The sequence below is a fragment of the Paenibacillus sp. Paensp38 genome (genome assembly GCF_059491915.1).
This window is the reverse complement of the sequence record NZ_CP168516.1, coordinates 3,815,680-3,836,702: the sequence shown is the minus strand read 5'-3', so window position 1 is coordinate 3,836,702 and position 21,023 is coordinate 3,815,680. Positions and strand designations below refer to the sequence as shown.

Below are 21,023 nucleotides of genomic sequence, written 5' to 3'. Positions count from 1 at the left end.
TCTCCCCTCCAGATTCCTAAAACCTCATTCCGTTCTTCGAGGAGAAGTATAACATGCGCTTATAAAAGAAAGGCCGGTTATCGTCTTCAATAAACGGACCTTTTCACGCACGATTTTGGCTTCGGTTCTCGAATTGGAGACGGAGGAGCTAAATCTAGCATTACCTTGTCATTCGAGCTTAAAAAAATCCATGCCGATGGCCGGCATGGATGAATTTCTACTATTTTTGGCTTTTGAACTCAGTGGGAGGAACGCCCGTTATCTTCTTAAAGACACGGCTAAAATAGTTTGGGTCCTTATAACCCACTTCAAAGCTGATTTCCTTCAGAGCAAGGTTACCCTCCTTGATCAGAGAAATAGCTTTATCAATCCGTAGCCGGGTTACGAAGTCGATGAACGTCTCTCCGTATTCCTGTTTGAAAATTTTACTGAAGTAGTGGGGATTCAAATGGACAAAATCAGCCACTTCTTCCAGCGAAAGCTCATCGTTGAATCGTTCCTCGATATACATTTTCGCTCTGCCCAGCATAGTCAGTGTTTGAACCTCCCGCTGTTCGCGTATCCGTTGCAGTGCTGACATGACGTACGTCTGCTGAAGCATTCCATTCTCCGCTTTGACGGCAAGCACAGAAGCGTTTCCAGCCTCTGACGACTTCAGTTCGTCAAAGTGGCAGTAACCTCCATCCCGCTTGCGTAGGGTGGAGGCAAAAACGGCTTCGAAATAGGACTTGCGAAGTCCTTCCTCGCCGCTATGCAGCGATCCGATTCCAATGGCCGTCTTAATGCCAAGTTGCTGGTGGGCAAGCTCGGAGAGCTGCTGAACGAGGTGTTTAACCAACTGGCGCCAGTCGTTTTCGCTGGTGGCAGGCGGCTTGCATAAAAAAGTGGCTACATGATGGTCGATCAGGGAGCTTACAATGGCATTCGGGCCATGTGTTTTTACATAGCTTCGGAAATGCTCGTAAATTTTCTTTTTATCCTGCTCGTCCGTATATCCGTCAAAGGCGGCAATGATGGCGCTTCCCTGATCAAGAGGAAAGTCCAGCCATTCTGATAGCTGGGAAGCGCTCGAATCCACTGTCTGGTCGACCATAAGCATTAAAGCCAGCTCATTTTCTGCGAGCGGCATCAGCTGTGAGATTTTGTGCCTAAGCTCCAATTCTTCCGTACGTGCTCGCTTCTCGCACTCAATTTCTTCAATCAGTCGTTTCAGTGTGCCGATGATCAGTTCTCGCTTCGCCGGCTTCAGAATATATTCTTTTACGCCCAAAGAGAGCGCCTTCTGGGCATAGGCAAAATAATCGTAGGCAGTGACGAGCACGAATCGGGTATCGGGAAGCCGCTCCTTTAATTCACGAAGCGCTGCAAGCCCGTCGATTCCGGGCATATTGATATCCAGAATCGCAATATGGGGACGGTGCTCTTCCGCACATTCAATCGCCATGCGACCGTTGCCAGCATGAATAAACCGGAATATCCCCGGCATCGCCCGTTCCACTGTCAATTCCAGTCCTTCTCTCTCTAAAGCCTCGTCATCCGCGATTAACAACCGATACATCAGTCTACTCACTCTCCTTCTTGACTGAAATTCGTATGGTTATGGTAGTACCTCGTCCGGTACTGCTACTGATTTCAACCATTCCTTCTTTTCCGTAGAACAACTGCAGCCGCCTAAACACATTTTGCATTCCAAGTCCTGTTGAACTGCCACTTTCGACTTCGCCTTCAAGACGGAGCACGGACAGTCGGGTTTCCTCCGTCATACCCTTTCCGTTGTCCGAGATTTCAATTTGTACATCCTCGTTCGCTCGCGACAACGTCAACGTGATAATGGCTCCATCCTCCATATCTGCCACACCATGAAGAAAAGCGTTTTCAATAAATGGCTGGATCGTCAAGGCCGGAATTTGCTGCTGAAGAACGGAAGCGTCAAAGTGCAGATTAAAGAGAATTCTGTCCCGGAAGCGCGCCTGCTGAATGGTCACGTATTCGCGAATATGATCCAGTTCCTCCTGGAGAGTTACGGGTTTGTCCAGCTTTTGCAGACTGTACCGTAGTAGATTGGACAGCGAAACGATCAGGTCGCTGGTTTTCTCCGCCCCTTCCAGGATCGCCAGCTTGGAGAGCACATTTAAGGTATTGAATAAAAAGTGCGGATTAATTTGATTTTGCAGAGCCAGAAGCTCCAGTTCCTTCACAAGCCGCCGCATTTCCAGACTCTGTTTATCCTTCTCAATGAGGATACTCAAATCGGCGGACATTTGCGAAATGGCGTCCGACAGTACGCCTAGCTCGTCATCCCGTCGCGGTGGGGGCTTGATATTCAGATCACCTGTAGCGATTCGCTTCGCCAGTCCGACAAGTCTGCCGACAGGGCCAGTAATGCTGCGCGAGATCCAGATTGCAAGCAAAACCCCCATCAGCGCGTTCATGCCGAACAATGCCACTCCTAAAACGTTCATTCGCTCATTTTTGTTCCGAATGTTCTCGATGATCGGCCGGTAATAGGCCAGTTCAGCATCGATCAGTCGCTGTCCCTCCTCATGAATATAGCTGACGGTTTTCTCCGCTTCAATATAATGTTCAAAAGCCGATTGAGGATCTTGTGTATTTGCATCCAGAACTGCGGCTTGTTTCTGTTCAAGAAATCTGGTCAACAAATTCACGTAGTCCTCCTCGGCGAAGGAAGGGTCGGTCGAGTCGGAGACTTCTTGGATTTTGCCTTTCAACTGCATTAATTGGTATTCTGTCGGACCCTGCATAGCCTTATCGTCCCTTGGATTAAGCAGATAGGCATATAGGAGCTTTAAGTTGCTCTCCGCCGATTCGGAGGTTTGCTCGATGAGGAGAATGCGGCCAAGCATTTCATCGTAGCTCTGTTGTACGACCTTTCCGCTTTGGAATACAAAATAAGCGATGATATTGGCGAACACAACTAGAAGAGGGATGAACAGAAGCAGCTTCGTTCTGATCGTCATCGTCTGTCATCTCCGGACATGTTGTCGGGAGTGTCCGCATGCACTTCATATATCCTGGTGTATGTTAGTTGCTGGGGATCATTCCCCTTTAGATAATCATTCAGCAATTTTATGGCCTTAGCCCCCATTTCCTCTGGCTGTTGAACAAGGGTCAGTTCGATTTTGCGATCTTTGATTGCTTTCAACGTCTCAGCCATATCGTCAAAAGCAAAAATCTGCAAATTCCGCGCGCCGCGCCGCTCCGAGGCTTCCAGAATGCCAAGGCCGTCCAGCGCACTGAATCCGACCATGTAGCGGATCTGCGGATACCGGGTGAGCATGTTTTGGGCTTGCTGGGCTGCCTGAAGCCGTGAAATATTTGAGGAGCGAATCTCCACAATGTGGAGATTGGGATAGCGGCTGATCACGGAGCGAAATCCGGCAAGCCTAAGTCGCTGATTCTCGACGTGCTCGCTACTGATCATAACTCCAATGTCGCCACGCTCTCCAGAGGCTTTCGCTAACAGCGCGCCCATCTGTTTTCCTGCTCCTTCGTTATCCGTTCCGACGTAAGCCAGCCTTCGGGAGTCCGGTTCGTCCGTATCGATCGCGATGACAGGTATGCCAAGTCCGGCTGCTTTGTCGATTAATCGTCGATACTCCGGATCATTTATCCCTTGAACCAGAATTGCATCCGCCTTGGCAGCGATCGCTTTATCCAGCAGTTTGATCTGCTCGGACGGATTAATGCGGTCTGGACCGATATAATCGAGCCGCATACCGTACTGTTCCGCTTCTTTTCGGGCTCCTTGTTCAATGGACCGCCAGTAATAATTGTCTAGCTCTTGCGATATCAATACCACTTTTGTATCGGAACCCCCGTCGTTTGGTGAAACCGTCTTCAATTGTTCTGCAAATTGGTGGATTTGAAAGGAAGACAGAGTGAACTGAAAGAGCAGCCAGGCAAATAGCAGGAAGACTGGGATAAGGATAAATGTCCATTTACGGTTTGACATGTCTTGCTCCTTTGTAAATATTTAGAGACTTAACTCATTATACAGTAACCAAAGAAGCGTAGGCAGCTATCGCCAGCATAAGCGCGATTATTGAGGAGATGGAAGTCGAGCAGGCACTAAATGAATTCCGTGGAAAGATAGCATTGGAGATAGGCCCCTACCAGTAGGATTAGGACATTTTTAAGTCCAGAAACTGCTTCAGGGGCTTAAGTATATAAAAATAACCTCACTAAATCAGACCATGCTTTTTAAAGCTGTGAAACAGTCCATCTTCATCCACAGCATCCGTAATGTCATCTGCAATGGCTTTGAGGTCCGGTTTGGCATTTCCCATGGCAATTCCTAGTGCACAATATTCAATCATTTCAGCATCGTTCATCCCGTCTCCGATAGCAATGGTGTCTTCTTGGGATCTTCCCAAATGCTCAATAAGCTTTTCAATAGCTACGGCTTTATGAATACCGGGAACCATTAGCTCACCACTGTCTTGCCCGAAAGCAGATACAGTACATTGAATAACCTCAAATTTCCCTGCGAATTCCTTTTTGATTTGTTCAAAAGGAACATTTTTATTTTCCAAAAAACATGCTTTGTTCACGTCACTACGGTACAGGTTGTCCTCTCCTATAGTTAGGCCGGTGATAAAAGGATGCGGGCGTTGTTCTTTTTTTTCTCTGGCTACGGGATCATTGTCCACATCTCCATAGATAAGCCGTTCCACATGGGGCAGAAAGTTTTTACTCGCAAACAGTCCCCCGTTCGATTCCAAATAAAAGTCCAAATCATGTTCATCAAAGTAATCGACCATATGTCTAACATCTTCATCCGATACTTTGTGGTGATATAACATCTCGCCTTCGATTTCTACAAAGCCCCCGCCAGCTCCGATGATCCCGTCAAAACCGACCTCCATGATAAAATCATAAATCTCCGCTTTGGATCGGCCAGTGCATAAATAAATCAGATGTCCGTTCTTTCTCGCTTCGATACATGCTGTTTTTGCAGATTCGGGAATCATACCATCATCATTCACTAGCGTTCCATCTATATCTAAAAAGATAATCTTTTTGTTCATCTTAGGCTGCTCCTTGCTCTCCAATGTTTTCTTTTATGTTACTACATTTACCGCACTTAAAGTACATATTGAACTGAAAAAACACTAGATAGAAAGAGAGAAGTGGGATGGATCAAAATGGAAATGGGAAACCCTCTGATCACGCGAAAGTTAGGATTTTTGACACCTAAATACGAAACTGGTCATGATTTTGATAACGCTTTCCACAGGCCTATTGCTACAATGACGGTATATACCCATTCTAATTACCGGAGGTTGAATGCCGTGTCATTTAAAGTAGCTTTTATTGGAGCAGGAAGCATCGGTTTTACCCGTGGAATTTTGCGAGATCTGTTATCGGTGCCGGAATTTAATGATATTGAAGTGGCTTTTACGGATATCAGTCAGCACAATCTGGATATGGTTACTGAGCTGTGCCAGCGGGATATTCGCGAGAATGGTTTGTCCATACAAATACAGTCCTCTACGGACCGTAAGATAGCTTTAAAGGATGCCAAATACGTCATTTGTACGATCCGGGTTGGCGGGCTGGAGGGCTTTGCAACCGATGTGGATATTCCACTGAAATATGGCGTGGATCAATGCGTGGGCGATACACTGTGTGCAGGAGGGATTATGTACGGTCAGCGTGGTATTGCTGAAATGCTGGCCATCTGCAAGGATATCCGCGAGCTAAGTGCACCGGATGTATTGCTGCTGAACTACTCGAACCCCATGGCAATGATGACGTGGGCCTGTAATAAATACAGCGGTGTGCGTACAATCGGTCTATGTCACGGCGTACAGCATGGGCATCACCAAATTGCCGAGGTGTATGGTCTGGAGAAGCAGGATGTGGACATTGTGTGCGCCGGAATCAATCACCAGACGTGGTACATTCACGCGTCACATGAAGGCAAGGATCTGACAGCCGGGCTGCTGGAGGCTTTTGAAAAACATCCCGAATATAGCCGTACCGAAAAGGTGCGCATCGACATGCTTCGCCGTTTTGGCTATTACAGCACAGAGTCGAATGGTCATCTAAGTGAATATGTACCTTGGTACCGGAAGCGTCCGAATGAAATTATGGACTGGATTGATCTAGGCAGCTGGATCAACGGAGAAACAGGCGGCTATCTGCGTGTATGTACAGAAGGACGTAATTGGTTTGAAACAGATTTCCCTAACTGGATGAAAGAAGAGCCATTGGAGTACAAGGCGGAAAATCGCGGTGAAGAGCATGGTTCATACATTATCGAAGGTCTGGAAACCGGACGTGTATACCGGGGGCATTTTAATGTCGTTAATAACGGTGTGATTTCCAATTTGCCGGACGATGCGATTATTGAAGCGCCTGGATATGTGGATCGGAATGGTATCTCCATGCCACATGTAGGAGACCTTCCGCTCGGTCCTGCTGCCGTCTGCAATGTAAGTATTTCCGTCCAGCGTTTGGCTGTCGAAGCAGCTGTACATGGTGACGACATGCTACTTCGGCAAGCGTTTATGATGGACCCGTTAGTGGGCGCGGTGTGTAATCCCAAAGAAATTTGGCAGATGGTCGATGAGATGCTAGTGGCACAGGAAGCATGGCTGCCGCAATACGGAGCAGCGATTGCCGAGGCGCGCCAACGTTTGGCTGCAGGCGATCTGATTCCAACCCGGCCTTATGAGGGAGCAGCACGACTTAAGGTGAAGACGGTTGAAGAAATGCAACTGGATCGGGATGCCGCCAATAAAAATGCAGGACAATCCGACAAGGGCAAGGATCGCGAAAAAGTGTAGAACAACAAGGGCAGAGATTGACTTCACAACAATAAAAGGGTGTTTTCACGGTCATGAGGGCCTGAAAACACCCTTTTGCTGTCGATAGATATAACGATTTGGCATAGTTGGCGTGCTGGAGTTTATCATTGTCGATTTAGGCTGACGGAAATTAAAGAATACGGTCTTGCTTTTTATGAATTTGCTCTTTTGCCGTCGATCCTAAATCTCCCGAAAGCTTGTTATAGCAGGGATGTTCAACAAATGAAGAAACCGACTTCAGAAAAAGAGGGGCCGTGATGAACCACTAGGGTGGCAATTCATATGCCTAATTAATAATGTAGTCCTTAATTTATTCAATTTACAGCAGATTTCCAGCTCACTATAATCTAACATAGGAGGTGACAAAAAGGGGAAAATGTGAGCGCATGCACAAATAGAAAGCGCTTACCTTTCGCAACTATGAACGCCACTTTTTTTGGAGAGAGTAGAGTAGGCGTAACTCACAATTAATCATGTAACAATCAGGTGCCGACATAGGAAGATTCAACAAAATCCACGGAAAGATAGGTGAAGCAATTGAAAACAAAGCAAGTGCTTCGTAAAGGAATGAAGTATGCTTTTGCGCTATCACTCGTCGCAAGCAGCTTTCTACCAGGTGCAGGATTTACGGATAAAATACATGCAGAATCCCATGTCGATAATCCTTACCAAGGAGCGACAAAATATGTTAACCCTGATTATGCGGCTAGTGTCGACACATCGATTGCCAAGATTACAGATGCGAACCTGAAGGCAAAAATGCAAACGGTCAAAACGTTTCCGACAGCCGTATGGCTTGATCGTATCGCTGCTATTAACGGCGGTGGAGGCAAGCTTGGCCTGGAAGCGCATTTGGACCAAGTATTGGCGCAAAAGAAAGGCAACATGCCGATTACGGCGGAATTCATTGTGTATGATCTGCCCGGACGAGATTGTCATGCCTTGGCTTCCAATGGTGAATTGCCGTTGACTCAGGCAGGTCTGGAAACGTACAAAAAGGATTATATTGACAAAATCGCTTCTATTTTTGCGAATCCCAAATATAAGGATATTCGCATCGTAGCGATCATTGAACCGGACAGTTTGCCAAATCTGGTAACCAATCTGGATACTCCCCAATGTGGACAAGCCAAATCTACAGGAATTTATGAGGCTGGCGTTAAATACACAATGAATAAGCTGAACGAGATTCCGAATGTGTACAAATACGTGGATATCGGTCACTCTGGTTGGTTAGGTTGGGATAACAACCGTACAGCAACGGTATCTCTGTTTACAACTATCTTCAAAGATACTAGCAAAGGTTTGTCCAGTGTGGATGGCTTTATCACGAATACAGCCAATACTTCACCGTTGACAGAACCGAATCTGCCTGATCCCAACCTGAATATTGGCGGGCAGCCGATCAAATCATCCAAATTCTACGAATGGAATCCTAATTTCGATGAATCGGATTTCGCTGAGTCCTTGCATAGAGATTTTGTCAATGCAGGCTGGCCAAGCTCGCTCGGCATGTTAATTGATACCGGCCGTAATGGATGGGGAGGACCTAACCGTCCGACTTCCGCAGTCGGCAATGATATTAACTCCTATGTAAACTCAGGTCGTGTGGACAAACGTTCGCACCGTGGTAACTGGTGTAATAGCAGCGGAGCAGGGATGGGAACACCGCCACAAACGGCTCCAGCTGGCCATATCGATGCCTATGTCTGGGCGAAACCTCCAGGGGATTCCGATGGTTCCAGTTCACTCATTCCGAACGATGAGGGCAAAGGCTTTGACCGTATGTGTGATCCTACCTATACAACCAAGGATGGCACATTAACAGATGCTTTGCCGAATGCACCTATTTCAGGAGCATGGTTCCATGATCAGTTTGTGATGCTGGTACAAAATGCGTACCCTGCAATCGTGCCTTCCACTGGTGGTGTGGACCCAGCGCCTACAGCTCCAGCTGTACCGTCTGGCTTAAAGGCCGTAGCTGGTAATGCTCAAGTGACGCTGACTTGGAGTGCGTCTACTGGTGCCGATAGCTACACGGTAAAACGTGCCACTAGCGAAGCAGGTCCTTTTACAGCCGTTGCCCCTCTTGTAACGGAAAGAGAGTACACAGATAAGGGACTGACGAACGGAACAACTTACTTCTATGTTGTAAGTGCTACGAATGCGAAAGGAACAAGTAAAGATTCTGCAACGGTAAGTGCTGAACCTAAAGGTACACCGACTGATCCAACAGAACCAGCGGGTGATCTGGTTGTAATGTACCGGGCCGGGGACACCGACCCAGCGAATAACGCAGTTAAGCCTTTCCTTAACCTGAAAAATAAAGGCACAACACCCGTGAAGTTGAGTGAGCTGAAAATCCGTTACTATTTTACAAAGGATGGCAGCCAAGAGCTGCAATCCGTAGTAGACTATGCGCAAGTAGGCAATGATAACGTGCTGCGTACCATTACAGACAACTATATTGAAATTGGTTTCAGTGCTGCTGCCGGCACGCTTGCTGCTGGAGCGCAAACAGGTGATATTCAGATCCGCATGAACAATAGCGACTGGTCTAACCTGAACGAATCCAATGATTATTCCTTTGATCCAACTAAAACCTCTTATGCAGAATGGAACAAAGTAACGTTGTTCCACAATGATAAGCTGGTGTGGGGAATCGAACCTTAGGATTTGGCCAGAACATGTGCCCTTGAGTGATTGAAAAGTAGTAAAAGAAGGCTACGGCATAACTGTCGTAGCCTTCTTTTACGTCTTCGAATAAAGAATTTGATGACCAAGGGAATAAGCATTGAAATTGTGTATAATGAAAAAAAGAATGCTGTTTCTACTGTGGAGGGTCATCATGAGCAAAAAGTTAATCTTAGATGTAGATACGGGCATTGACGACGCGCTTGCTATTGCGTACGCGGTCCATTCGCCGGAATTGGAGCTACTCGGTATTACAACCACCTTTGGCAATATCTCGGTGGAGGAGGCAACACGTAACTCACTGATTCTGCTGGAAAAACTAGGGGTAGAGGCTCCGGTCGTGTCTGGGGCTCACAAGCCGTATGCTCGGGAGCTGTTCAAACCTTATTCTCGGCATATTCACGGTGAAGACGGTATTGGCAATCAGTTGAAAGGAGCGCCCTCCCGTCAGGCTGCGTCTGGGGATGCCGCTGATTTTATAATCGGACAGGCTCGTCGCTATGAGGGCAAACTTACCCTGGTAGCTGTGGGACCGCTGACCAATCTTGCGATTGCATTGGATCGCTGTCCCGAATTGCCCCAATTGCTTGAGCGCCTGATCATCATGGGCGGCGCGGTCACAGTGAAAGGGAATGTAACTCCAACGGCTGAAGCGAATATTTACGCCGATCCAGAAGCCGCAGCCTATGTGCTGGGAGCGGGCTTTTCGCTTACGCTCGTCGGGCTGGACGTCACGATGCAGACACTGCTTCCCCAGCAGGATGTGGACAAATGGCGTGAGCAAGGGACCGAGCTGGGCGCGTTTATGGCAGATATGACAGACTTTTATATGGAAGCCTATCGCAATTTCAGACCTGGCATTGCAGGCTGTGCTTTGCATGACCCTTTAGCCGTAGGGTTGGCTATTGACTCCAGTTTTGTGGAGACGCGTCCAATGCACATTGCCGTCGAGGTGGGCGATTCCACCGAGGTTGGTCGCACCCGTGAGATGCAAAATGAGAACGAAGCTCAAGCACTGACTACGGTTGATGTGGCACTTGAAGTCGATGCGGAGCGATTTTTGCGTCATTTTCTTAGCCGGGTGGTATAAATTAGCCGGGTGGTATAAAAAAATAATTCAAAGATTGCCGATGAATCTGCATCGGCAATCTTTTGTGCATACATGTTTAAGGGCTTTCATCTAGAGGTGGACTCACCGCTATAAAAATCCCACGTCATGGTATAATATGTGCAATTGGATAAAACTGCCAGACTACAAAGGAGGAGATTGATTGTGTTTTCTGCTGCTCGACGACTACCTTTGCTGGAACATATGTATAATCATGCCCCGACAGGAATCGTGATTTTGTCGAGGGAAGGGAAGTGCCTGTACGTCAATCCCGCCTTTTGCAAAATGGTCGGATATGAGCAGGAGGAATTACTGGATATCCGATATTACCATCTCTTGTATAAAGAGGCTCAGGATCAGCGAGGGTTGAGGGAGGCTTACGCAGGTTGGCTACAGGCTACGGATCAAGTCTATAAGACAGAGCTACGTTTGAAACATAAACGGGGAACATCCGTCTGGCTATCGCTGGAATTAACCATATTTGATGATGAGGCTACCGAGCAATCATATTTGATTGCGTATGCAATGGATATCACGGAGAAAAAGGACATGGAGCAGGTGCTCTCGGATAATGAGGATTTGTATATGCTGATTACGGAAAATACGCCGGATGTTATCTCATATAGCACGGCGGACGGCATACTCCAATATATCTCTCCTTCGGTGGAAAAACTCCTAGGCTATACGAAACAGGAGATGCTTGGGAAAAAACGATTGCAATTTTACCATGTCGAAGATGCCGATTACATGCGTGTACATGGAATGTTCAAGGAAACAGGCATCATGAAGCGGCGTGTTCGTCATAAGGACGGGCACTATTTGTGGCTAGAAGTATCGTACCGCATTATTCGGGATGAACGGGGCAGAATCAAGCGAGTTCTATCCATCGGACGAAATATCACAGAGCGCCAGAAGAGCGAGGAGAACCTGGCAAAAGCTCAACAGTTGGCGATGTTCGGCTCATGGGACTGGGATCTGGTCAACAATGTTATGCATTTTTCCAAGGAATTTCGCAGCATATTTGGCTATTGTGTCAAGCCGGTTGAAACAAGTATTGACGCGTTCATGGCGGCTGTTCATCCAGAAGATACAGAGCGCATGAAACAGATTATCACCAACGTTATATTGAAGGGAATACACGAAGAGACCTTTTACCGAATTGTATTGCCGAATGGGGAACAAAAGGTACTGCGTTCAATCTGGGAAGCTGAAATGGACGAGCATGCAGGCAAGCCCGTTCAAGTGGTGGGTATGATCCAGGATGTTACAGAGCACCGGGAAATGGAGCAGCGCCTGCGTGAAAGTGAAAACCGCTATAAGTCACTATTTCAGCATAATCCACTCGGGATATGCGCCGTGAATATGGAAGGTCATATCTTAAGTGTGAATCCGAGCTTGGAGGAGCTTACGGGTTATACGAAGGATGAGTTGCTTGGGGCTGACATACTTATCATGGCTTCCTCTGAGGAACAGGATAAAATCAAGCGTCACATGGAGCTGGCCAAGCAGGGTGAGACGCAAACCTATGAATCGGAATTTATACATAAGGAGGGGGAGCGTCTATTTATCAAGATGACGAATATCCCGATTTTCGTGCAAGAGGAAATTGTAGGCTGCTACGGGATTATAGAAAATGTTACCCCTCTCAAAAGCTACATTGCTCAAATTGAGAAGCTCAGTAATGAGCATTCGCTTATTTTGAATGCTGTATCCGAAGGAATTGTGGGTTTAAGTACCGAAGGACATGTCCGCTTTATGAACCCGGCAGCTGTCGAGATGTTCGGCGTAGGATCGGCCAAACCGCTGAATGGCGCATGCATAGACATGATCCGCCATGCTGACGAAATTGGCAGTCATTTTCCGGACGAACAGTCCTCTATTCTTCAAGCGATTCGAAGCGGAGCCTCTTATCAGGCAGAGGAAGCAGTATTTTGGAAAAAAGGCGGGTCCAGCTTTCTGGCCTCCTATCGAATCAGCCCTTTGATGGATAATGGCGAGCGAAAAGGGGCTGTGATGGTTTTTGTAGACAGGACGAATGAAAAGGAGATCATTCGGGCCAAGGAGTCTGCCGAACGCGCCGATCGGGCCAAGTCAGAGTTTCTCTCTGTGATGAGTCATGAGCTCCGTACACCGATGAACGGCATTATAGGTATGGCGGGGTTACTCGCAGATACTGAATTGGATGAGGAGCAGCGTAGCTATATAGATATTATTACCAGTAGCAGTGGTGCTTTAATGCAGATATTGAACGAGATACTGGATTTGAGCAAAATCGAAGCTGGTAAAATGTCTTTGCTGCACGAATCCTTTGTGCTAGATGACGTGGTCGGCAGTGTGGCTGACCTATTCATGACGCAGGCTATGGAAAAAGGCATTGAGCTGGAATGGCATGTGGATCAGGAAATGCCGGGGATGCTGGTCGGTGATCATGTGCGTATCCGGCAGGTGCTGGTGAATTTGGTGAGCAATGCGATCAAATTTACGGAGCGAGGGCGTGTAAATATCTTTGTGGAGAGAAAGGCTTACAGCCGTCGTAAAAATAGATGCCTGATTGAGTTCAGTGTTACTGATACTGGAATCGGTATTCCAGCAGACCGCCAACATCTATTGTTTCAGCCTTTTTCCCAGCTTCATCCGGCACTGAACCGAAAATATGGAGGGACAGGCCTAGGCTTGTCCATCTGCAAAAACCTGGTCAAGCTAATGGGAGGTTCCATTGGTGTGGATAGCGACGAGGCCAAAGGAGCAACATTCCGGTTCCAGCTGGATCTTAAACTGCCGGAAGGGCAAACGCTTGCCAATATATGCCGTGATCAGCCTTATGATTCAAAGGAAGGCTAAAAAGACATAGCCGTGATGCAGGATGCATCACGGCTATTTTTGTAAGAAATGTTCAAAGAAAAGATTGACAAACTGTTCTAACTGTACTATTAATAATAGTACAATTAGAACAGTTGAACATGTATAAATGAATTTGAGCCAGTGTTGAAAGGAGGAAGTCCATGTGTTCGAGCTGGATATCCGCAGCCGTAAGCCGATCTACGAACAGCTTATGGAGAAGGTCAAGGAAATGATCATGTACGGATCGCTTCAGCCGGATGAGCAATTGCCTTCTGTACGGGCATTGTCCGCTCAACTTACGGTGAATCCGAATACGATTCAGAAGGCGTATCGCGAGCTGGAACGCGAAGGATATATCTATTCCGTTCAGGGCAAAGGCAGCTTTGTCACGCCTACCCAGCAGCAGCCGCAACAAATGAAGCGGGATGAGATTCGGGTGGCATTGTTAAAACAGATGATCGAAGCTGTCCATTTCGGTTTTACACAGCAGGAAGTGGACGACATATACGTGGAAGCTATGCAAACAAAGGAAAGGGGGATGTCCCTTGATTGAATTAAGGGAAGTCACAAAGACATTTACAGAAGAAAAGGCTGTCGATCAGCTTGCCCTTACGGTAAAGAAGGGCTCCATTTTTGGGCTGCTGGGCTCGAACGGGGCAGGGAAAACGACCTTGCTCAAAATCATTGCCGGAATTTACCGACCGGATACTGGCAAGGTGCTAATCGGTGGTCAGCCAGTGTATGAGCAGCCTGAAGTCAAGCAGCACATTCTGTTTTTACCGGATACCCCTTATTTTTTCCCGCAAGCGACAATTCGTCAGATGGCCCGGTTTTACCGCTCCATTTATCCAAGTTGGAGTGAGGAACGCTACACACAGCTTACGGATATTTTCAAGCTGGACCCGAAGCGCAAACTTCACCGTTTTTCCAAAGGGATGAAGCGCCAAGCCGCTTTTTTGCTTGCCTTGAGCTGCATGCCTGAGCTGCTGGTTTTGGATGAACCCATTGATGGTCTGGACCCAGTGATGCGTAGAATGATCAAAAATCTCTTGTTCCAAGAAACCGCTGCACGTGAGATGACCGTCGTGATCTCATCTCATAATTTGCGTGAGATTGAAGACATGTGTGATCATGTCGGCATTATGCACCAAGGTCGGATGCTATTGGAAAAAGAGGTCGATGACCTCAAATCCGATACGCATAAGGTGCAGGTTGCTTTTCGGGACAGCATGCATGGGGAAGCTGTCTGTAGCCAACTTTCGGTCGTACATAAGGAGCGAAGGGGCAGTGTTCTGCTGCTTATTATCCGGGGTGAGCGAGAGCGGATTGCGGAGACGATTGAAGCATACGAGCCGCATGTGTTCGATTTGCTGCCGTTGACGCTTGAAGAAATTTTCATTTATGAAATGGAGGACGCAGGTTATGACATCCAACCGATTCTTCTGTAGCGGCGGCGTAATTCGCCAATGCCTGAGACAGCATGGCTGGATCGGTCTACTGTACTTGGCGGGATTACTGTTTACAGTACCGCTGTCATTGTTTATGAGCATTGGTGATGAACAACCACGAGTGGTTTTAAAAAGCTTGTTCGATAGTACAAACTCGGGTAATGAATTGCAAAAATTGATTTTAATGACTGTACCGGTGCTGGCAGGTGTGATGCTGCTTCGTTTTGTTCAGCGACAGGGGCCATCCGATTTGTATCACAGCCTACCTTTGCGTAGAGAGCATCTATTAACGTCACATTTAATTAGCGGTCTTATTCTTTTACTTGTACCTGTATGGCTGACTGCGGGAGTAACTGCTTGGGTTAACACGTCAGTCGAACTGCCTTATATTTTTCAAATTAATGATGTTGGATCGTGGGCTTTGGTCGTGTCCGTCCTTACGATTTTCTTGTTTACTTTTACTGTGTTTGTAGGGATTTGTGTGGGACAATCGTTGCTACAGACCGTAGTAGTGTATGTTTTGCTGCTATTGCCTCAGTTTCTATTCATGATGATAGGGCGTTTTCTAGAACGTAATTTATACGGATATGTGCGGGTGCGAGAAACCGTTGTTCAATATATTAATGGTGGGGAGTTTCGCAGCAATAATAATGTTTGGGAAAACTTATCGCCGTTTGTACGCATTATGGACAACTTGCCACAGTGCGCCTTTTCCTACATGGAGTTACTTGCCTATTTAGGTATCTCTCTGCTGTTTGTCGCCTTGAGTTATGGTTTGTATCGTAAACGCTTGGTCGAAAAGGCGACTCAGGCCATAGCATTTCCTTTCTTACAGCCTTTGTTCAAGGCAGGAGTCATACTATGCGCCATGCTTATACTAGGCGATTATTTTAATAATGCAGGTACAAGAGGAGCTAATTGGTCGATTTTTGGGTATGCACTTGGAGCTATTTTAGGCTATATCGTTGTAGAGATGGTCATTCGCAAGACGTGGCAAATTATGCGTGTTCGTGCTTTAGTGGAAATGGTCGTGTACGGTGTGATCATGGGGCTGGTACTATATATCCCGGTTTCAGGTTGGTTGGGTTATGAGGGGCGGATTCCAACAGCACACTCCGTAGAAAAAGTTTATGTCGGGCGAGAGGAGCCTCTAGGGGGAGATGCAGAAAAAGAAGCGTATTACTCCCAAGACAGGGCCTATATCACCTCTGTGCTGAATTTACATCGAGAACTCGTACGTGCACATGCAGCTGGCGAGAAAATGTTGTCCAAAAACCTGGCCGTCGAATCGGCATTCATAGTCTACCGTTTGGATGATGGTTCCACCATGACTCGCCGCTATACATTCCCGGAGAAGCCTTTCCGGACAGAACTGACTAAAGTGATGGAAGCAGAGCCTTATAAAACGGTAAGATACAGGCTGGATAAGCTGCAAGGAAAAGCAGAGACGATTAATATCCAATCCGTAGATGATAGTGAAAGACGAGTGGTTTTAACCAATCCAAAAGAAACTCGTGAATTTGAAGATATACTCAGAGAAGAAGTATTAAATATGAGCTATAGCGAGATGCAATCAGAGAAATATCCATTGGGGAGTGTTTCTATTACAAATAAAGAGTCATCCTCTATCAATAACGAACCGAGCTGGCATCGTGAATTTTCATTTGAATGGCCGGCTTCCTATCACAAGCTTACAGGTTGGCTAGAGCAAAAAGGTTATGCGGATAAGGTGATCATTGATTCCAAGGATATTTTTTCGATACGGGCTGTTCCTATTATTGCTGAAGAGCTTGAACCTTATCAATCCAATCAGTATATTGAAGACTATAAGCTATTTAAAAGCATCCAACAGAAGCATAAAGCAATAACGATTGAAGATCCGAAGCTCTGGAGCACTGTACTGGAAAAGCGCAGACCCTATAGCTATACTCCAAATATGGCGAAAGGCACTTACCTGGTTCAGGTCAAGATCAAACCTTTATTTAGTTCAGACCCCCATACACGCTATTGCTATTTTACTCCGAACGATATGACACCGGAGCTTGCGAAGGCATTACCGACAGTTCCTTAAGTGGGACAGCATCTGGTTTGGATGGCATATGGACGGAGGTAGATGAACATGGGATGGTTGGGACACGACATATAACAACCTGATCGACGGGCAAGAGCTCCTCCACATTAGAGATGACATAAAATAGATGCACAGAGAGATAGAACGTAGAACATACAGAGAGAAGAGTTCAATAACGTACAGCTCAATGGTGGAGGAGCAAAAATAGTATGAAATATACAGAAGATCGTGAATTTCTACAGTTCTTGGAGAATTATAAGCAGTCATTTTCCGGATGGGATTTTTCATTCATCTCGGATACGGGACGTGTGGCGAGCGAGCCCTTGGAATGGTCTTATGTCAGCAAGGCTATGAAGTTTATTCATTCATCCAAGGCGATGCTGGATATGGGAACAGGCGGGGGAGAGCTATTATCTCGGCTACGCCCTTTTCCAGAGATCGTATGTGCGACAGAAGCGTATGCACCGAATGTTCCTATCGCCAAGGAAAGATTGGAGCCGCTGGGTGTGCGCGTTATGGCTATACAGGATGACGATTCCCTTCCGTTTGGCGATGCCGGGTTCGACCTCGTGCTGAATAAGCATGAGTCATTTTCGCCAACGGAGGTACGGCGTATTTTGCGACCAGGTGGGACGTTTTTGACTCAACAGGTAGGGGGCCTAGATTGTGTGGGCATCAACGACCGTTTGGGAGCACCTGATTACGAGTATGCGGACTGGACCCTTTCTCAAGCACTTGCAGGTTTGAAAAGCAATGGCTTCGAAATTTTAGAGCAGCAGGAACAGTTTCCGATACAGCGCTTTTACGATATTGGAGCGATTGTCTATTACTTAAAAGCAATCGAATGGCAGATTACAGACTTTCAGCCGGAGAAATATATAGAACAGCTATATGGTCTGTATTTAGATATTAAACGTGATGGCTATTGGGACGTGAAGCAGCACCGTTTTTTGATCCATGCCAGAGCAATATAAAGAAGATTCGATGACAAAAAGGCCTTTCCCGTGGGGGAGGCCTTTTTTGCCATACGCAGCTTGAGTAATTCATCGCTAGGAAGATCGGATAAGGACATTTTTATCCTCCTCTCGTATACTAATCTTTACCATAATTGTACAATGAAGAAGCAATGGCTTACAGTCTCATTTCATTCATTAGTTATAGGGGGATGTACATGTCTGATCCAAAGGAAGTTATAACCAAGCCGGAAAAGGACGAGTCTGTGCGGATAGCATGGTTTTGGCCATGGTTGGGCGGTACGTTTATGTTTGGATTGTTTTCAGTCATGTTTAATGTAGTTTGGAGTATGGTTGTGGCACCCCAAGTGCAGCTTCTGCTGAGGCATGAAGGTGTAACGGATACAACTGTGATTGTAATACTGCTTCTATATGCATGGATTATCGGTCTCATCTTTGCAGCTTATGGTGCCTTGAGTGCGCGTATGTCCAGCATGGGCAAGCTTTCGCTGATGCTGACCGGGCTATTATCATTATTATGTGGGCTGTGGTTGTGGATTGTAGGAATACAAGGGTCTGGTGGTCAACCTGCTGAAGTGTCGGGAGGGGCGTGGGGGCTCTTTTCATTCTATCATGCTTGGGCGGAGCCTGTGTTAGAGGTATTGGGTCCATATACACAGCATGGCGAAATCTGGTTTCTACTGGCTGCACTGCTGCCGATAGTTGGCATGGTAGTAGGAGTTGGGGTAAATCGTTATCCAGCGCTAACCGACAAGAATGGTAAGGTGGATCATAGATGGCAATGGATTGTTGCCGCGATATCTGCTGCGCTCGTCATTGTGCTGACGATTACACTGATGCTTCCTCAACGCCCATACATTGCAGAGAGAGATTTTCCGGTAGTTGACGGGGCTACAGCGGCCATTCCGTTTGCGCAGGATATGCTGCATGAACTGACCGGAATGAGCAAGGCGCGAGCAGCGCACGAACTGAGATTCAACACGACCCATCAGGCATATGTCAATTTGATCGAAAAGAAGGCGGATCTGATTCTGGTGGCTGGTCCTTCCGATGAGGAACTGCGGCTGGCGAAAAGTCGGGGAATACAAATGAAGCTCACACCCATTGGGTGGGATGCGTTTATTTTCCTCGTACATCAAGACAATCCGGTTAGAGGACTTTCTTCGGAGCAGGTTCGCCGTATATATGAAGGGGCTATCCGTAATTGGAATGAAGTAGGGGGCAAGGATCAGCCGATCATTGCTTATCAGCGAGAAGAAAATTCAGGCAGTCAGACATATATGCAAAAGAAAGTGATGGCAGGCCATGAAATGGCTGACCCGCCACGTGAACTACAAATTGGCATTATGGGTGGTATGATTAATGCAGTCGCAGATTTTAACAAGGATCACAACGCGCTCGGATATTCATTTTATTATTTTGCAAATGTGATGCATAATCGTCAAGAGGTCAAATTTTTGTCTATTGATGGAGTGAAGCCGAACAAAGAGCACATCCGCTCGAAGCAATATCCATTCACAGCTCAACTGTTTGTAGTCACACGGGAAGGCGAGGAACCAAGCCCTTCGATGCAACGATTACTCGAATGGCTGCAAAGTGAAGAAGGAACTCGGGCCATCGAAAAAGGCGGCTTTGTTCCTGTAAACTCGTAATCCTGTAACGCTGGTTTGCATTCAGTCCATTCCGTATATTCACCTTAAGAGTGAAACGAAGACAGCAGGGTAATACATAGAATATACATGGCTGTGAATACAATACCCGCACAGCCATGTATATCACCAACATAAGGGGATGAACGAAAATGAAGAAAAAAACATCGGTCTGGGTGCTTTTACTCGCCGTAGCCATAGTGACAGCGGGGTGTGAAACAGGCTCACAAACAAGTTCGCAAACAGGACAAACGGCTCAAAATGAGCAAAAGGGTGCCGTCTCGGCACAAGCGAATGGTTCGGGAGCGACTGTAGATACATCGAAAATAGGAGGACAAGCAACCACAGACACTACTATAGCGAAAGTCCGCATGGACAATATTACCGCGTTGCGTTTGATCGACGGCCAATCCGGCTGGATCGGCGGAAATGGCTGGATTGCCCGAACGGACGCGTCTGCATCCGGTTCAGTCGGATCGACGTGGAATGTGCAATATCAGGGCCAAGGTACGGTTCAGCAGATTTTTGCCTTGAACGGGCAGCAAGGCTGGGCTGTTATGGCAGACAGCGGATCGCTGCTGGCCACTCGCGATGGCGGCAAACGCTGGGAGGTTGTTGGGACTGTACCTGAGCAAGGGCAAACGGGCTTTTTACACTTTGTATCATCCAAGGAAGGGTTCAGTGGCAACCAATATACGAAGGATGGCGGGCAAAGCTGGTCTTCGCTCCCTGTGCCTGGCCACATGGTAGGACAGCCATATTACCATGATCGGCAAAACGGCTGGGCGGTTACGCAGGACACAGACCGTTCATTCCAGATTTTACATACCGTTAACGGGGGCCAAAAGTGGACTACTGTCATGTCACGGACAACGGAGGCGCCTCTAAATGGAGCCATTATTCGTTCGGTAGAACGTGGCAACGCATGGATCGAGCTGGTTGGAGATACGGGGATGAATCAGACGTCGTATTCGCTTTGGCATACTGCCGATAGTGGACAAAGCTGGCGTCCTGTACTGGCGAATGCCACCGCTGGCGGTGGTCCGGCACCAGGTATTAGCCAGCAAGACAATCAGGTTCCCAAAAATGAAGGGGCGGCACCAGGTATGCTCTATGCGGTTAATAGCAGTACCGCATGGATGGGCGGTTACTGCGCACCATGCGACAAGCCCAATACGATCGGCTGGACGACTGACGGCGGCAAGACGTGGAACAATGGAAGGCAAGGCTTTGACGGTTATGGCGGTCAGCAAATCGGGATGGCAAATGCCAAAGAAGGCTGGGCTATTTTTTCGGACTCAGAGCAGGCCCCAGTTATGTACACTACCTCGGATGGTGGACAGCATTGGACGCAGAGCCATGTATTTGATAAGCCTGTGACACCAGGCTCCTAAGGAGGGAATGC

At 47.2% G+C, this 21,023-nt stretch carries 14 protein-coding genes; 10 read left to right on the top strand and 4 right to left on the bottom strand.

From position 1 onward, the window contains the following. Positions 1-220 precede the first annotated feature (220 nt). The 4 genes from ACEN8J_RS16955 to ACEN8J_RS16940 all read right to left on the bottom strand — a co-directional run bounded on the left by ACEN8J_RS16955 (position 221) and on the right by ACEN8J_RS16940 (position 5,048). Positions 221-1,558, bottom strand: coding sequence for a response regulator transcription factor (locus tag ACEN8J_RS16955; protein ID WP_495593760.1), 1,338 nt, complete (start codon positions 1,556-1,558; stop codon positions 221-223). Between the two features lie 4 nt (positions 1,559-1,562). Further along, positions 1,563-2,978, bottom strand: coding sequence for a sensor histidine kinase (locus ACEN8J_RS16950; RefSeq protein ID WP_495593758.1), 1,416 nt, complete (start codon positions 2,976-2,978; stop codon positions 1,563-1,565). Then, positions 2,975-3,973, bottom strand: a complete 999-nt coding sequence (locus ACEN8J_RS16945) for a substrate-binding domain-containing protein (RefSeq protein ID WP_318627037.1) — start codon at positions 3,971-3,973, stop codon at positions 2,975-2,977. The genes ACEN8J_RS16950 and ACEN8J_RS16945 overlap by 4 nt, the downstream gene beginning before the upstream one ends. A gap of 229 nt (positions 3,974-4,202) precedes the next feature. Continuing rightward, positions 4,203-5,048: a Cof-type HAD-IIB family hydrolase gene (locus ACEN8J_RS16940; RefSeq protein ID WP_029516082.1), complete on the bottom strand. Its 846-nt coding sequence runs from the start codon at positions 5,046-5,048 to the stop codon at positions 4,203-4,205. Positions 5,049-5,312: 264 nt separating this feature from the next. On the opposite strand from ACEN8J_RS16940, the gene ACEN8J_RS16935 reads away from it, so the two are divergent. The 10 genes from ACEN8J_RS16935 to ACEN8J_RS16890 all read left to right on the top strand — a co-directional run bounded on the left by ACEN8J_RS16935 (position 5,313) and on the right by ACEN8J_RS16890 (position 21,012). Further along, complete coding sequence (locus ACEN8J_RS16935; protein ID WP_495594554.1) at positions 5,313-6,812, top strand: alpha-glucosidase/alpha-galactosidase; 1,500 nt, start codon at positions 5,313-5,315, stop codon at positions 6,810-6,812. Positions 6,813-7,361: 549 nt separating this feature from the next. Continuing rightward, positions 7,362-9,506: a glycoside hydrolase family 6 protein gene (locus tag ACEN8J_RS16930; protein ID WP_165144453.1), complete on the top strand. Its 2,145-nt coding sequence runs from the start codon at positions 7,362-7,364 to the stop codon at positions 9,504-9,506. Positions 9,507-9,681: 175 nt separating this feature from the next. Continuing rightward, positions 9,682-10,617, top strand: a complete 936-nt coding sequence (locus tag ACEN8J_RS16925) for a nucleoside hydrolase (protein ID WP_165144455.1) — start codon at positions 9,682-9,684, stop codon at positions 10,615-10,617. A 183-nt stretch (positions 10,618-10,800) separates the two neighbouring features. Continuing rightward, entirely contained in the window at positions 10,801-13,476 is a 2,676-nt protein-coding gene (locus ACEN8J_RS16920; RefSeq protein ID WP_318627035.1) for a PAS domain S-box protein, read from the top strand. Between the two features lie 163 nt (positions 13,477-13,639). Next, complete coding sequence (locus ACEN8J_RS16915; RefSeq protein WP_029516087.1) at positions 13,640-14,029, top strand: GntR family transcriptional regulator; 390 nt, start codon at positions 13,640-13,642, stop codon at positions 14,027-14,029. Beyond that, positions 14,022-14,924, top strand: coding sequence for an ABC transporter ATP-binding protein (locus ACEN8J_RS16910; RefSeq protein ID WP_495593756.1), 903 nt, complete (start codon positions 14,022-14,024; stop codon positions 14,922-14,924). Before ACEN8J_RS16915 ends, ACEN8J_RS16910 begins: the two co-directional genes overlap by 8 nt. Next, positions 14,899-16,995, top strand: coding sequence for a DUF6449 domain-containing protein (locus tag ACEN8J_RS16905; RefSeq protein WP_029516089.1), 2,097 nt, complete (start codon positions 14,899-14,901; stop codon positions 16,993-16,995). Before ACEN8J_RS16910 ends, ACEN8J_RS16905 begins: the two co-directional genes overlap by 26 nt. A 209-nt stretch (positions 16,996-17,204) precedes the next feature. Beyond that, positions 17,205-17,969 (top strand): class I SAM-dependent methyltransferase, encoded by a 765-nt coding sequence (locus ACEN8J_RS16900; protein WP_495593755.1) that lies wholly within the window; start codon positions 17,205-17,207, stop codon positions 17,967-17,969. Between the two features lie 197 nt (positions 17,970-18,166). Next, the gene (locus tag ACEN8J_RS16895; RefSeq protein ID WP_495593754.1) at positions 18,167-19,621 is read left to right on the top strand and encodes a PstS family phosphate ABC transporter substrate-binding protein; all 1,455 of its coding nucleotides are present in this window, start codon (positions 18,167-18,169) and stop codon (positions 19,619-19,621) included. A gap of 149 nt (positions 19,622-19,770) precedes the next feature. Further along, a complete protein-coding gene (locus tag ACEN8J_RS16890) occupies positions 19,771-21,012 on the top strand; it encodes a WD40/YVTN/BNR-like repeat-containing protein (RefSeq protein WP_495593753.1) in 1,242 nt (413 codons plus the stop codon). The last annotated feature ends 11 nt before the right edge of the window (positions 21,013-21,023 follow it).